This is a genomic window from Brevibacillus reuszeri (genome assembly GCF_002897295.1).
Lineage (GTDB): Bacteria > Bacillota > Bacilli > Brevibacillales > Brevibacillaceae > Brevibacillus > Brevibacillus reuszeri_A.
Map to the genome: position 1 here is coordinate 61,716 of NZ_BEXF01000003.1, position 14,624 is coordinate 76,339.

Genomic DNA, 14,624 nt, shown 5'->3' on the forward strand with positions numbered 1-14,624 from the left:
CAGTATTTCATTTTTTCATCGACTGAAAAATCCCCCCTGCCAAGTGACAGAAGGGATCATTATTCAAATTCATTTACGAAGCTGGTTTCACTGTTTTTGTCACACGGATGTTTTCGGTCAGAGCCTTTTGTTTCTGTGCCTGATCGATTACATCCATCTGAGCCATACGATTCAAGACGACGCTTTGCCGCTCTTTCGCTTTTTGCCAATGCTTAATGGGTGAGTAGTTTTCTGGCGCTTTCGGCAATGAAGCAAGAATTGCTGCCTCACCCAAAGTGATTGCGTCCTTCCCCATTGCTTTAGCTGACTTGCCAAAATAAAACGCAGTCGCTTCACCGATCCCGTTTTTTCCATGCCCAAAGTAAATGACATTTAAATACATTTCCAGCAGCTCTTTTTTACTGTATCGCTGTTCCAGCTGTAAGGCGATCGCCATTTCCTTCGCTTTTCGCAGCATCGTTTTATCCTGGGTCAAAAAAAGATTGCGGGCTAATTGCATCGTGATCGTGCTGCCACCCTGCACATAACCGCCCTGACGCACATCAATCCAAAGCGCCCGAGCCAGCGCGACTGGGTCAACTCCGCCATGCTGCATGAAGCGATGATCTTCAATCGCGACAAAAGCTTTCCACATGTAATCAGGCATTTCATCCAGCTTGACATACGTCGCACTTTTTGTGTCATGCAGCGCAGCCAATTTCTTTTCATCAATCCATAGATTCCCTGCCCAGCCTAAAAAAATAGGGGCAAGGACAACGCAGGCTACTATTGTAATCAGTACAATTCTGATTCGTTTTTTCCAAGTCGAGCCCTGTTGCTCTACTCGCTCTCTCTCGTTTGTCGCAACATATGTTTGCGCATTGCCAACAACGGGTATGGAATACTGGTTCATGCGCACATCCCCCTTGTCTTGCTTCTACTATCATTGTAGGGGGTGTGCGTGTTTGATCCCATCGAATCTAATTACAGTAACCTTACATTTCCGTAATCTTTGTTGTTTTAGGATTGATGCTGTCCTGATTCCTGCTGACGAAGCTCGATTCGCCTGATTTTTCCCGAGGTCGTCTTTGGCAGCTCCTGTACAAATTCGATTTTACGTGGGTATTTATATGGAGCCGTTAAGCGTTTGACATGATCTTGTAATTCTGCCACCAATTCATCAGAAGGCGTGTTGCCTTTCTTTAATATAATGAAAGCTTTTACGACATTACCGCGCTCTGGATCAGGGCTGGCGACTGCAGCACATTCCGCCACCGAAGGGTGCTTCACCAGCGCATCCTCCACCTCGAACGGCCCGATCGTGTACCCGCCAGAAATAATAATATCGTCGGAACGCCCTTCAAACCAAATATACCCATCCTCATCCATACGTCCTTGGTCGCCTGTCACGAACCAATCACCGCGATACGCTTTGGCTGTACGCACCGGATCATCCAAATAGCCTTTAAACAGTGCAACCATATTTCGATCGATGGCGATATCACCTACCTTGCCTACCGCGACTTCTTCGCCTTCTTCGTCGATAATGGCGATTCGTACTACTGGCGATGGTTTGCCCATTGATCCTGGTTTCGGCTCCATTCCAACAAACGTGCCAACCAACAGCGTACTTTCTGTTTGTCCGTAGCCATCGCGTACAGTAATCGAAAACTCCCGGCGGAATGTATCAATTACTTCTCGATTAAGCGGCTCACCTGCCGAACATGCCGAGCGCAATGCATGCAGCTTGTATTGATTCAAGTCAGATACTTTTGCCATCAGACGATACTCGGTTGGAGTCGCACACAATACGGAAACCGGGTAATCTTGCAAAATAGTTAAATAATTTTCCGCACTGAATCTTCCTTTATATACAAACGCTGTTGCACCCATACCAAGTGTGGAGACAAAAGGACTCCAAATCCATTTTGCCCAGCCTGGCCCTGCCGTCGCCCAAACCACATCTCCCTCGCGGACATCCAGCCACTGCGACGCTGCTACTGCCAGATGAGCGAAAGGCCAGCCGTGTACATGCATGACGCCTTTAGGTCCACCCGTTGTTCCCGATGTATAGGAAAGAAAGGCTAGCTCGTCAGAAGCTGTGTTCACAACAGTGAATTCGTCGTCCTGATCAGCCAGCAGGCTACCGAGAGAAATCCAGCCCTCTTTGGCATCTCCGACTGTAATGAAGTGGCTAAGCGAGGCACAGCTCCCGCGAGTAGGCTCTACTTCATCCTGCACGCCATCAAATCCGATTACTGCTTTCACTTTTGCGTGATTGACACGGTATTCAATATCTTTGTGACGCAGCATCTCTGAGCCCGGCAGGATGACTGCCCCTACCTTTAGCAATGCCAGATAAAGACCATACGCCAGCGTTCCCCGTGTCACAAGGACCAATACTTTATCTCCGCGCCCGATCCCGATGGAGGAAAGACCGTTGGCAATCCGATTGGAATAACGGCGCAGCTCCTCGTATGTCAATATATGCTCGTGTCCTTGCTCGTCCAGCTCCCAGACTGCCCGTCTGTCCGGATTTTTCCTCGCCCATTCATCCACTTGTGCAGCAAAGTTATAAAATGCTGGCATGTTCAATTGCAAATGACACACCTCCAGTTTTTTCATATATACAGAAAAATAGTATTCGACGTTTTTTACATTTTTCCTCTATTCTGTCTATTTTAAACGCAAATTTATTAGCATACTAATGAAATAATTGGCAACGACTAATCGCGTAACTATTGCACACCATTTGCGTCTTACATAATAACAAAGACTCTCATGCTATGCACGAGAGCCAGATCATCGCGTTTCTTATGGAAGCAGGTTAGATAACTCGCTTGATTTTTACCACACGTTTCTCCCAGTTCGTGCCATCGAACTTGGAGTACGTTACGCCAGGACTGCCATAGGTATGTAGAATCTTACCGTTTCCTGCGTAAATGGCAACGTGTGTAATCCGGTCTGAAGAGCTATTGACGGAAGCCTTCATGAAGATCAGATCACCTTTTTGCAAGTCTTTTTTGGATACAGATTTGCCTACAGTCGATTGCTGACGGGAATCGCGTGGCAAGGTGATGCCTGCTTCCTTAAAGACGCGTTGAGTGAAGGATGAGCAGTCAAATGTTTTGGTTGTGCTGCTGCTTGAGCCATATTTGTATTTCGTGCCCATGTACTTTTCACCGTTTTTGATAACCTTGCTGGCAATGTCGCTTGCTGGTTTTTCTGGTGTACTGGAAGAATTGTCAGAGGAGCCAGACCCATCAAGGATACGACGTGCTGTGACGAATTTTTTGCTATACTCAGAATAGCTTTTCAGTACAACTGCGTCTTCCCCTTGCGAAGAATAAACGAATTGATCATTGCCTATGTAGATGCCCATAAAGGAAGCATTGCTGCTGCCATTGGATGAGAAGAATACTAGATCCCCTGGCTCTACACTGCTTTGGGAGACTTTCTTCCCTGCCTTGGACAGGTTTGCAATGGTGCTTCCGATGGAAATACCCACTTGTTTGTAAGTATAGGTTGCCAGTTCGGCTGAACCAAACTGTTTCGGTCCTTTTGCCTTGTACTCATAATCTTTCCCAATCAATGAAGTCGCAATGTCCACAATTTTTGATTGTTGTGAATCTTGTGTCTTAGCGGCCGCTTGTCCAATTTGACCACCCATTAACAGGGACGTACTCAGGATGACTGCTACTGTTGACTTCATTACCCAATCTCGTTTCGTCACTTTCTTTTCCTCCTTGCCATGTTGTGGAACCCGTCGTCGGGTACATGGACAGATTACCTCAAGAGGAAACGGGAGGATAAGACCGTAAAATTTACCAATCACGGATTTGGTAGCATCGGACTAGTCTGAAAACAAGCTGTAAACTATGCCGCAGTTGCCTTATAGTACCATAGAACCAGATAAGCTGATAATCGCTTTCAATCGCACTGCTTACCTAAAAAAGAACCATCTTCTGCAAGATCATGTCAGAAGATGGTTCTTTTGTTCCAATTAATAGTTGGGTCGCCTATTTCAGCTTCGCTGTAAATTGACCCCAGTTTTCCTCACCCCAAACGAGTGTCATGACATCGCCGTCTGCAATAGGTCCTACCCCTGCTGGTGTACCTGTATAAATGATGTCGCCTTGATCCAAACCAAAATTGTCTGAAATATACGCTATGATTGTCATCAAATCGAAAATAACATCGCTAATTTTCCCGCGTTGTACCTGCTCCCCGTTTTTCAACAATGAAAAGTCGGTATTTTGTAGAGCATCCACTCCTGGAAAGGCATGAAATGGTGTTAAAATCGCGGAGTTTCTAAAGCCTTTTGCCAGCAGCCATGGATGACCAGCCTTTTTCAAGTCACTTTGTACATCTCTAAGCGTAAAATCAATGCCAAGCGCAATCTTATCAACCATTTGCTCAAGTGTAACGCCAGCTTCATACGGTCTGGCAATATGTATAACGAGCTCTGCTTCATAATGTAGCTCTCCCCGTGTGCCTGGAAGCTCGATTACGTTCCCAACAGCCTCAGCCAATGCATGAGTCGGCTTGTCAAAAATCATCGGTTTCGTAGGTACGTCATTGCCCAGTTCAGCGGCGTGAAGGCGATAATTGCGGCCTACACAATAAATATTTTGAATCGTTTCCATTGTGTCCTCTCCTTTGGCAGCTATTCACTCATTGTTACTATATCATGGCTATGCCCTGTCTTTATGAAAAAAGTTTCGCCACTTGGCTTCGATGTGCTCTCCTAGTCTATCGCTTGGTATGCCAATGTCCAAAAATCTTGGTAAACGCTTGAAGGTGCTGTCGAATCCATGAGGCGCTGGGTCATCAAGATCCCAATCATGTCTTCTGCCGGATCAGAATACCCTGACGTTCCGATCCCTCCGTCCCACCCAAAACGCCCCGGAACAGAGAAAAGATCGTTACGCTGTATATTTACAGCAACACCGAAGCCCCAGCTGCTGCTGTCACCAAAGAATGTACGTGATGACATCCTCTGTGCTGACGTCAAGTGATCGGTGGTCATGAGCTCGACACTCGGTCGGGATAGGATGCGCTCGCGTCCATAACTACCCTTGTTCACCATCATCCGGCAAAAGCTGTGATAGTCGTCCACCGTTGAGACGAGCCCTCCGCCTCCCGATTGAAAAACGGGTATTCTGCCCCATCTGCTATGATTAGGATCATCGTGCACGGTCAGTTCGCCTGTCGTGCGATTTCGCATGTAGCTCGGAGGTAGTCTGTTCAGCTTTTCATGTGGCACATAGAAGCTTGTATCCTTCATTCCAAGTGGCTCAAAAATACTCTCATGGAAAAAATTCTCCAGCTTTTTGCCAGATGCACGTTCGATAACAATCCCAAGAATGTCGGAACCAGTATGATACATCCACGATTCACCTGGCTGGTGGATGAAAGGCAGCTTGCCAAGACGCTTCATCCATTCGTCTGAACGAAGTGTTGGTGGGTTTGGACCTGGGGAAAGACCAGCCTCGTCCATAGCTGTCTGAATTGGGTATGTATCGGGATGAGCCATCACTGCACCAATACCTAGGCGAAACGTCAGTAAATCGCGTAAAGTGATACTTCTTTTCGCTTGTACGAAGTCATCGAGAGGGCTGTTGAGTGATCTCAAAACCTTGTGATTGGCGAGTTCCGGTAAGAGATGATCCAGTGACTGGTCCAATCGCAGCTTGCATTGTTCTACGAGAATCATCGCCGCTACTGCGGTTATGGGCTTCGTCATCGAAGCAATACGAAATATCGTATCTCGGCGCATGGGCGCATTTCCGTTGAATGCATGCATACCGAGCTCCTCAACATGTACGTCTCCCTTTCGGCTTACTAACGTTACCATTCCAGGTAATTCTCCTCGATCTACAAAGCCTGTTAAAACATCATGCATACGCTGAAGCCGCAGCTTCGAGAAACCTTTTGATTCCATCGGTGCGCCACTCCCTCTCGGATCAACTCATTTTTTCTTTCATAATATCTTGCTTCCTCATTACCAAAACTTACCTTTATGATAGCAGATTCCAGTAATGCTCAACAAAAAAAGCTGCTATCAGCAAGCAGCTCTTCCTCAAAATAATCTTTCCTTTTTCTTGTACGCTTTTTTCCGGTATTGATTACGAACAGCTAACAATGCCCATAGCCAGGCCAAAGACGGGCATTTCCTTTCGCTTCGACTTCAAAAACAGTATCGCAAATGTCTTCCAGTGCTCTCTCTAAGTCAAGCTCCTCCTCCGTACTCCATGAAAAAGCATAGCGGATTTTCATGAGTTGCTCGCCCGTTTCACACGCGATCGAGCAAAAGCGCTCCTGCTGCTCAAGCGTTGTTTTTCGCGCGAGAACTGTCGCCTCCAAAGGAAATAATCCATCCCACTCCGAAACGAGATAAGATGAAGTCACATCAATCCAGAGTGCTGATGTTTCATTCCATCTGCGAAAAACGACAGTGTCTTCGCGATAAAAACCGTACCCGGAGGGAAGTGAACCAGCGAGTTTAAATCGAATTCCTATAGGCAGATCATCCGGCTTCAATGCGCGAACCAATCTGCCTGGCAAAAGATAATAGTCATCCTGTTCATGACGAATCAGAGGCTCTCCCATTACAAGAACCCTTCGATCCTCGCTGTCTCCTGTCACCTTTATATACATCACGGCACCTCCCTCTCCAAAGTATGGTCCGGAATGCTTGACTAAAAACCATCCATCAAAACTTTTTCATCCATTTTTTAGGAAGTTAATTCAGACATAAAAAAACAGGGCTTCCCTCACGGGTACACCCTGCTTCTTGGTCCATGTCTCGTTTTTATGCCCGTACGATCGCTACCACAACATGCTTGTCATCGTACGCTTTTGCTTTAATTTTCACAGGAAAATCATAAGGGTTAGAGAATTGGAAGTCCAGTAATCCGTAAGCCACGGTCGCATCTTGACCCGCTGGTACGTATCCGACCGACTTACTGTGATTATGGCGTTCGACCATCGTCATCTTCGCCTCTTCAGTGGCATTGAAAAGGGTACTGGAAACCTGACAAATCCCTCCACCGTAATCATCTGTAAGCTGACCGTTCAAGATCACTCCTGCCTTTTTCCATCCTTCATCTTCAAGATTCGCATTGCCGACCGACTTATTATAGGAGAATACTTCACTCGGCTTAATTTTCTCATTGTTGATTCTTCTCAGAGCTTTTTCGATATTGTGTCTGCGTGCTTCAGAGCTGGTGTCCATCGTCGTATGATAAAAGCCCAGGACATCTTTTTCATTAATCTCCATTTTCTTTAGATACTTGGCTCTCAGTTCCATCGGAGTAAGCTCTGAGGAGCTTTTGGCAGAGGCTGAGACTGGAAAGACTGATGTGCCCAAAGAAAACAGCAATGCTGTAGCAACGATGCAAGCCGCTAAAGACTTGAATTTCTTCATGTAAGTTCTCCCTCGCTTCTACGATTTTACTAATTGGGATGAGTCATATATGGAAACCGATTGATTTCGATCTTACACAAGCGTTTTTCACTTTACCTATATTATGTTACGTACGATTAAAATTTAGATCAACCTGAAAATGTTGGTCTTTTTACACAGGTACTTATGGTAAGAAAGGCAGGCATAGAAAAAGGAAGACCAACAATTCATTGGCCTTCCTTTTTCTATGGTGTTATTCCTCGTCGTCGATCACACCGAGTGCTCTGTCTTTTTAAAGCGTACATTATGAGAGGAAACGTAAGCCATTTGTTCTGCCGAAGGGTCGGAGCTCTGTGAACGCAACAATTGAACCATCCAACCCCTCATGCTCTCCTTTGCTTCCTCTAGGCCACTATTATTCGATACCCTCGTTTTTCAAATGACCGTAGGCAACCAATCTACTAAACTGCGAGGAAACTTCACTCGCAGAAAGAGGCTGATCGTTCTTAATCCACCAAATAATAACGCCCATGAAGGACGATACAAGATATTCAAGCAGCAATTCCTTGGTTATGGGGACAGGGGATTTTCCTGCATTAGGATGGACCCCCTCATTTAGTTTATCTTTTATGATATTCTCCATTTTCTCTCGAAACTGATAGATTCTATTCTCTTCAATTAACATAGCACGGTAAAAAGATGTATTACGCGTAATATGTTCCAATATAGCTCGCATGACTGTCTCGAGCTTCGAAATACTGTATGGATTCTCGTTGATCGGACATTGAACGATTACATTCTTCACTTCGCTCAACAGCCCATCTATACAAGTATGTAATAAGTCAGGTTTATTATCGTAGTGAAGATAAAACGTGTTTCGATTAATCATAGCCCGATCGGCAATATCCTGGATCGTTATCGCTTCATATCCTTTTTCTTGAATAAGTTCAAAAAAAGCCGTTCGAATCGATTGCTTTGTGCGCCGTATTCGTAAATCGACTTTCTTGTTCATTGTCTTCTCTCCTAGAAAAAAATTTGAGTCGTTATGCGACAAAGTGATCTGAATTGTATTTTATCCTTCAAAATCAAAATGATTGAATATTGAGCGTTGTATTCACTCCAATTATAATGAGCGAAAGATAAATAAACAACAGATGCCTATTATTTATCTAATGACCATTAATCCAATGAAAAGAGGTATGTCTAGATGAAGACAATTTCATGATTAAGCAAGTCCATCATTAGGTGTCAGCCTCTTAAATGAAAATTCAACCTCTGATAAATAAAGGAGCAATTCTAATGGATCTAAACACTCAGAATGAGCTTGTCAAAAAAGCAATTGCAGTACTGGAAAGCTTAGAAAGCGGCAACCCTGAAGCGATTATGAATTACGTTCATCCCGATAAATACATTCAGCATAACCAGGCTTTGCCCAATGGTCGTGCGGCCATGCTTAGTGCACTTGATCATCTGAAGGATTTGGGGCTAAAGGTTAGCATTAAGCGCGCTTTAGTCGATGGAGATTACGTGGCTCTTCATTCTGTATATGATTTTCACGGTCCCAAAATCGGCTTTGATATCTTTCGTTTTGAGAATGGACGAATCGTCGAGCATTGGGACAACTTGCAAGAGATGGTGAAGAAAACACCAAGCAATCATACGATGATTGACGGACCGGTCACGATTAAGGATATCGATAAGACGGATGCGAATAAAACATATGTCAAACGCTTTGTCGAAGATATCATGATCGGGAAGAATCGAGGACTGCTTACCACCTACTTTGATGGGGATCATTATATTCAGCATGATCCACATATTGCAGACGGCCTTTCCGGTCTTAGTGCTGCAGTTCGGGCAATGGAGGAGCAACATATTGAAATGCAATACACACATATTCATCAGGTAATCGGTCAAGGCGATTTTGTTCTAACGATAAGCGAAGGTCTCATTAATGGAGAGCCTAACGCTTTCTACGACTTGTTCCGCGTAGAGAACGGAAAGATTGCCGAGCATTGGGACGTAATCGAAGCCATACTGCCCCCAGAAAAGCGGAAAAATTCGAACAGCAGATTTTAAAGTTTGGACATCTGCAAGAAAGACATCGCCACTTTAAATAATGGTGATGTCTTTCGCATTGCAAATAAATGAGTGATAGCAGCCTAACTATTTTAAAAAACAAAAAAGGTTCCTGCTCTGCCATAAAAAGCAGATCAGAAACCTGAAATTGAAGAGATGGTGCGGTCGAGAGGACTTGAACCTCCACGGTGTTGCCACCACTAGAACCTGAATCTAGCGCGTCTGCCAATTCCGCCACGACCGCAAAAAATGGTGCCGGCGATAGGACTTGAACCCACAACCCCCTGATTACAAGTCAGGTGCTCTACCAATTGAGCTACACCGGCACGATTTACATATTTATTCTTCGCTCATTCTCGAAGAAAAGAATGGCGGAGCTGACGGGACTCGAACCCGCGACCTCCGGTGTGACAGACCGGCGTGAACTCCAACTTCACCACAGCTCCATGGTTTTCATGTCTTCCGTATGGCGTTTCTCTTAACGGGACTCTTGTAATATAGCATGATCGTAATTCAGATTGCAAGAGTTCACAAAAACTTTTTTAAAAGATTATTTTTTCATAGATTTACCAACCAAAATCCGCTAAAATTTTATCTAGATATGCAGAAAATAGTAGATTGGTGGAGACGATGACATGAAACGTACTTCGAAGCTATTCACCCTCCTCGCCCTCTTCACTCTGCTGCCTACAGCTGCCCACGCAGCTTCTCCCATGCATGTGGTGTCAGCAGGTGATACGCTCAGTAAAATTGCCCGCGAGAACCATACGACTGTGGACCAACTTATGCAAGTGAATCAGCTCCATACAGATCAGTTGTCGATTGGTCAAACCTTGTCGTTACCATCGACAGACTTGTCGGTCTCTGCGGATGAATCAGCGCCACCTGATGTGGCAGCAAGCAATAGCCATGCTCAAGGAGAAGTCGAAGCGATTACGGCAGGAGAAAAAGCCCGCGTTACAGGCGATGTACTGAATGTTCGGAAGAAGCCTTCCGTAGATGCCAAAGTTCTAGGAAAATTAAAATTCGGCGCGCTTGTAGAAGTTCTGGAAACGGGTAGTGAATGGACAAAAATTGAATTTGAAGATCGCGAGGCTTATGTCGCTACCGAATTTTTGAGCGCTAAGCTGTCTTCTTTGCCACAAATGTCTGGTGACGTAGACTCCGCTAGCCTGGGACGTCTGGAAACGATCTTCACCCCATTGCTCAAAACCCCTTATGTTTTAGGTGGTACAACTCCAAGTGGTTTTGATTGCAGTGGCTTTACTTCATACGTTTTTAACCAGCTCGGAGTTACACTTCCTCGCACATCAGAAGATCAGTTCAACAGCGGACAAGCTGTTTCCTTGGATGAAGCCCAGCCTGGAGACCTTCTGTTCTACGATGCACTTGGAAAAGGACGTGTCTCTCACGTAGCCATTTACCTTGGAAACGGAACCATTGTTCACGCAAACGGTGACGATGTTCGTTATGGAAAAGTCGAGTACATGCACAAGCTTTATCCATTTTACGGTGTAAAACGCTATATACAGTTCCAATAATCGAACGATCAGGCACTGCCATGCTTCTTCGCTGGCAGTGCCTTCCGTTTTCATTGTACAAGAAGAAGCCCGCTTCTCTTTTCGTTTGCAAAAGAGAATGTGGGCTTTTGACAGTGCTTTAATGGGTTTCTGTGCTCTGAGACGTTTGCTGTGCTCCCTGTTGCTGATTGGCTCCTATTTCAATTTTCCCTAGAGCCTGCTTCATTTTGTCGAGCTGAAGCTGATAATCTCTAACCACTACGGTCAGTACGCTGACGGACTCCTTGAAATCCGGTTCACTGCTCACCCTATCGATGGCTCTATGTAAATGCAGCATTTTGTTTTCCGTTTCCCGTAGTAGGTCGAGCAACTGCAATCCGTTTACCACGATATCACCTCATTCGTTTTTACTTACTTTCTCCACCCAGTCACCTGACTATGCGTAAAAAAACCGTCCGAATCGATCGGACGGTTTGGAAACTATTGCTGACGGGAGGATGCCAGCTCTACAAAGGTTTCGATGTCTTTGGCGACCAGCGCAAGAGAGTTACGCCAGAAATCCACAGAACGAACATCTACATCCATGATCGCAGCCACATCAGCGATGCTCTGCTTACCAGTCACAGAAAGAAGCTGGTCATACTGCTCGACAAAAGACTCGCCACGCTTCAAATACTCCGCATACAGTCCTTTTGCAAACAACAGACCAAACGCATACGGGAAGTTGTAGAAGTTATAATCAGCACTGTAATAATGAGGCTTACATACCCACATGTACGGATGAAGAATAGACGGATCCAATCCCTCGCCATACGCGTCCTTTTGTGCCTGAAGCATCATATCCTTCAATTCCTGTACAGATAACGATCCGTTTTCGCGGTTAGCAAACAGCTCCGTTTCAAACAAGTAACGGCTATAGATGTCCACAATAACCTGACTAGCACCAGAAATATCGTTTTCGAGAATGGCAAATGCTTCGTCTGGTGTGGCTTGCGCAAGTGCAGCCTTGGCAATAATCGTTTCACATAAAATCGATGCGGTTTCAGCGATTGGCATCGGATAATCACTGTTCAAAAACGCTTCATCAACCAGGCAATCGCCATGGTAGCCATGTCCGAGCTCATGTGCAAGTGTACTGACATCGTTATAGCTGCCTGTGTAGTTCGCCATGATGCGGCTTTCTCCTACGAAGTGCAGGTTGTAGCAGAATGCTCCTCCCCGCTTTCCTTCCCGTGTCTCGGCATCAATCCATTTGTTGTCGAAGGCATGTGCTGCATAATTCGCCAGTTTTTCGCTAAAGCTACCGAAATGCTTCACAATAAAATCGCGTGCCTCTTGATAGTTAAAGCGCATGTCAGCTTCCCCTACCGGAGCGAATAGGTCATAGAACGGGAGCTGAGAATTCTCATGTCCAAGCAGCTCTGCCTTTTTGCGGAAATAGGTATGAAATGCTGGCAGACTTTCGCGCATGGCTGTAAGCATCGCGTCCAAAGTCTCTTTGTCCATCCGCGAATCTTTGAGCGTTTTGTCCAATGGCGAGTCATAGCCACGCAGCTTCGCCACTGTGATGACTTCGCCTTTAATTCCATTCAGACTTGCTGCAGAAGATTCTTCAATCTTTTTGTATGCTGCAAGCTCTGCTTCATAGGCATTTTTACGTACCGCTGCATCTTTTTCATACGCCATGTTGCGCACAACTGGCAGTGGCAGCTGTTTTTTCTCACCGTCAACGGTGATATCCACCAAAAGGGTCGACGTCAACATTTCATGAAGCTTGGTCCATGCGTTTGAACCCGTATTTTTCATTTTCGCGAGAATGATTTCTTCTCTTTCACTGAGCATATACTTGCTCTTCTCGGACAATTCACTCAAATAAAAACGATGCGTCTCCAATAGAGTGGACTCGCTAATAAGCGCTTCCAAATTTTCCAAAGATCCTAACCATTTTTGGAAGAGTACCTCTGGCTCCACCAGCTCTACAGACTGATCCTGAATACGCTCAATCAGTTGTAGGGCATCTGTGTTTTTCGCGTCAACGCTCGCAGTCAGTTCTGCAAAGCTGTATAAACGTGCTTGTGTTTGCAAGGCGGAGGTCAATTTTGTGAGATAGGTCTCCATTTTGGCAACTGCATCTTCTTTTGACTGCAGATTTTGCCCGGCCCAGCTTTTTACCTCGTCCATCTCGCGGCATAATTTTTCCCAATCAGCCTTGCATTCAGGCGAGTCAAATGACGTATACAATACGTCCAGGTTCCATCGCATATCCATGGGCGCATACCTCCTTCAGCTTATGTAACCATTCCATTGTAAAAAAAATTGGATGGATTGAGCAAGTTTTTAGCAAAAAAACCCTGCCAGCAATTTGGCAGGGAATGCTTATTATGCACGCACAGGCTGAGTGAGGTAGGTTAAGGCAGACAAGGCAAATAGCTGTGTTGACTCTACGAGCTGATCGATGTCGACGTACTCGTCAGCATGATGCGGGATATGGCGATCTCCCGCACCCGTCGTCAAAATAGGGATGCCTGCTTTGTGTAAGAAGGTTCCATCAGTGGCACCAGGGACACCATTGTAGACAGGCTCCTTCTTTGTGATATCACGAAAGGAGCTGGCAACCGCTTGTACGACTTCCTCCTCCATCCCTGTCAGCGTCCACGGACGCTCTTCAATCACTTCAAGCGTAGCTTTAAAATTGTCATCCTCTCTGCCCAATCTCTCAAGCAGCTCCTGCATTTCATGACGCAGCTCATCATGATCTTGACCGGGCACTGTGCGTATATCCAGTGTCGTCATGCACTGATCGGGAACGACATTGATTTGAGCATCACCTTTTACTGGGGCTTGTAATATGGTCGGTGTGATACTCGGCCACCCCAGCATCGGATGCTGTCCGAGACGTGCCATTTCTTTTCGCTCTAGCTCTTCCAGTGCCACGATCGCACGTGCCATGCGTGTATTTGGGTTGATTCCAGTCAAGGGCATGGCCCCATGCGCCATTTTTCCATACGTTCGCAAAATTGCCCGCATCGCCCCTTTTTGCGTGATGCAAAGCTGATTTTCTTCTGGCTCACAAATAATCGCTGCGTCTACGTTGTTCGCCCAGCCTCGGCGAATAAAATCCTTAATGCCAATCATCATTCCTTCTTCATCGCATGGAATACACAAAAGAATTTTTCCCGTAAAGGTTTCTTTGGATCGCTGTATCGCCTTAACCGCACAGATCGCCGCAGCCAAATTACCTTTGGTATCGCAAGAACCACGCCCATAAATACGACCACCTGAAATCTGCCCGCCAAACGGATCGTAGCTCCATGCATCGCGGTCTCCTTCGGTAACGACATCCGTGTGTGCTTCGAACAGCAAGGTTTTTCCTGGTCTGCCTGAATCGTAAAAGGCGATCACATTTGGCCTGCCTGGCACTACTTCCTCGTAGAACACTTGCATCCCCATATTTCGTAAATAATCGGCTACAAAAAGAGCGACTCGTTCTTCGTTAGCTCCTGGCTGCTCAGGGCGGAATACACTTGGAATCCGAATAAGCTCCTGCGTCAAGCGGACAACTTCCTGTTCGTCTACAAAGGAAACAACCTGGTTCATTGGAAAATCCTCTCCTTTTGCATCCAATTGTGTGAAAGGAA

The 14,624-nt window shown here is 45.7% G+C and carries 13 protein-coding genes and 3 tRNA genes; 2 read left to right on the plus strand and 14 right to left on the minus strand.

All coding sequences use genetic code 11. From position 1 onward, the window contains the following. Positions 1–73: 73 nt before the first annotated feature. The 8 genes from C3B52_RS05760 to C3B52_RS05795 all read right to left on the minus strand — a co-directional run bounded on the left by C3B52_RS05760 (position 74) and on the right by C3B52_RS05795 (position 8,399). Positions 74–892 carry a transglycosylase domain-containing protein gene (locus C3B52_RS05760; protein ID WP_103105133.1) on the minus strand — a complete coding sequence of 273 codons (819 nt, stop codon included), beginning with the start codon at positions 890–892 and terminating at the stop codon, positions 74–76. A 107-nt stretch (positions 893–999) separates the two neighbouring features. Continuing rightward, positions 1,000–2,604 carry an acyl-CoA synthetase gene (locus C3B52_RS05765; protein WP_235615612.1) on the minus strand — a complete coding sequence of 535 codons (1,605 nt, stop codon included), beginning with the start codon at positions 2,602–2,604 and terminating at the stop codon, positions 1,000–1,002. A gap of 202 nt (positions 2,605–2,806) precedes the next feature. Further along, complete coding sequence (locus C3B52_RS05770) at positions 2,807–3,712, minus strand: C40 family peptidase (protein WP_103105135.1); 906 nt, start codon at positions 3,710–3,712, stop codon at positions 2,807–2,809. A gap of 286 nt (positions 3,713–3,998) precedes the next feature. Then, positions 3,999–4,625, minus strand: a complete 627-nt coding sequence (locus C3B52_RS05775) for a fumarylacetoacetate hydrolase family protein (RefSeq protein ID WP_103105136.1) — start codon at positions 4,623–4,625, stop codon at positions 3,999–4,001. A 101-nt stretch (positions 4,626–4,726) separates the two neighbouring features. Beyond that, complete coding sequence (locus C3B52_RS05780; protein WP_103105137.1) at positions 4,727–5,923, minus strand: serine hydrolase domain-containing protein; 1,197 nt, start codon at positions 5,921–5,923, stop codon at positions 4,727–4,729. 194 nt (positions 5,924–6,117) lie between these two features. Beyond that, positions 6,118–6,639: a hypothetical protein gene (locus C3B52_RS05785; protein WP_103105138.1), complete on the minus strand. Its 522-nt coding sequence runs from the start codon at positions 6,637–6,639 to the stop codon at positions 6,118–6,120. A gap of 154 nt (positions 6,640–6,793) precedes the next feature. Continuing rightward, complete coding sequence (locus C3B52_RS05790) at positions 6,794–7,408, minus strand: VanW family protein (protein ID WP_103105139.1); 615 nt, start codon at positions 7,406–7,408, stop codon at positions 6,794–6,796. Positions 7,409–7,802: 394 nt separating this feature from the next. After that, positions 7,803–8,399 carry a TetR/AcrR family transcriptional regulator gene (locus C3B52_RS05795; protein WP_103105140.1) on the minus strand — a complete coding sequence of 199 codons (597 nt, stop codon included), beginning with the start codon at positions 8,397–8,399 and terminating at the stop codon, positions 7,803–7,805. 287 nt (positions 8,400–8,686) lie between these two features. Between C3B52_RS05795 and C3B52_RS05800 the strand changes: the two genes are divergently transcribed. Next, positions 8,687–9,466: a nuclear transport factor 2 family protein gene (locus C3B52_RS05800; protein WP_103105141.1), complete on the plus strand. Its 780-nt coding sequence runs from the start codon at positions 8,687–8,689 to the stop codon at positions 9,464–9,466. A 157-nt stretch (positions 9,467–9,623) separates the two neighbouring features. Here the strand turns inward: C3B52_RS05800 and C3B52_RS05805 are convergent. The 3 genes from C3B52_RS05805 to C3B52_RS05815 form a co-directional block, all read right to left on the minus strand. After that, a tRNA-Leu gene (locus tag C3B52_RS05805) sits at positions 9,624–9,710 on the minus strand. A 6-nt stretch (positions 9,711–9,716) separates the two neighbouring features. Then, positions 9,717–9,792, minus strand: a tRNA-Thr gene (locus C3B52_RS05810). A gap of 43 nt (positions 9,793–9,835) precedes the next feature. After that, positions 9,836–9,912, minus strand: a tRNA-Asp gene (locus tag C3B52_RS05815). Positions 9,913–10,101: 189 nt separating this feature from the next. Between C3B52_RS05815 and C3B52_RS05820 the strand changes: the two genes are divergently transcribed. Further along, entirely contained in the window at positions 10,102–11,007 is a 906-nt protein-coding gene (locus tag C3B52_RS05820; protein WP_103105142.1) for a C40 family peptidase, read from the plus strand. A 118-nt stretch (positions 11,008–11,125) separates the two neighbouring features. Here the strand turns inward: C3B52_RS05820 and C3B52_RS05825 are convergent, their stop codons facing one another. From C3B52_RS05825 to C3B52_RS05835, 3 genes are all read right to left on the minus strand, one after another. Further along, on the minus strand, positions 11,126–11,374 hold the full coding sequence (locus C3B52_RS05825; protein ID WP_103105143.1) for a hypothetical protein: 249 nt from the start codon (positions 11,372–11,374) through the stop codon (positions 11,126–11,128). Positions 11,375–11,466: 92 nt separating this feature from the next. Then, positions 11,467–13,254, minus strand: coding sequence for a M3 family oligoendopeptidase (locus tag C3B52_RS05830; protein WP_103105144.1), 1,788 nt, complete (start codon positions 13,252–13,254; stop codon positions 11,467–11,469). Positions 13,255–13,365: 111 nt separating this feature from the next. After that, positions 13,366–14,583, minus strand: coding sequence for a M20 family metallopeptidase (locus C3B52_RS05835; RefSeq protein ID WP_103105145.1), 1,218 nt, complete (start codon positions 14,581–14,583; stop codon positions 13,366–13,368). Between the last annotated feature and the right edge of the window lie 41 nt (positions 14,584–14,624).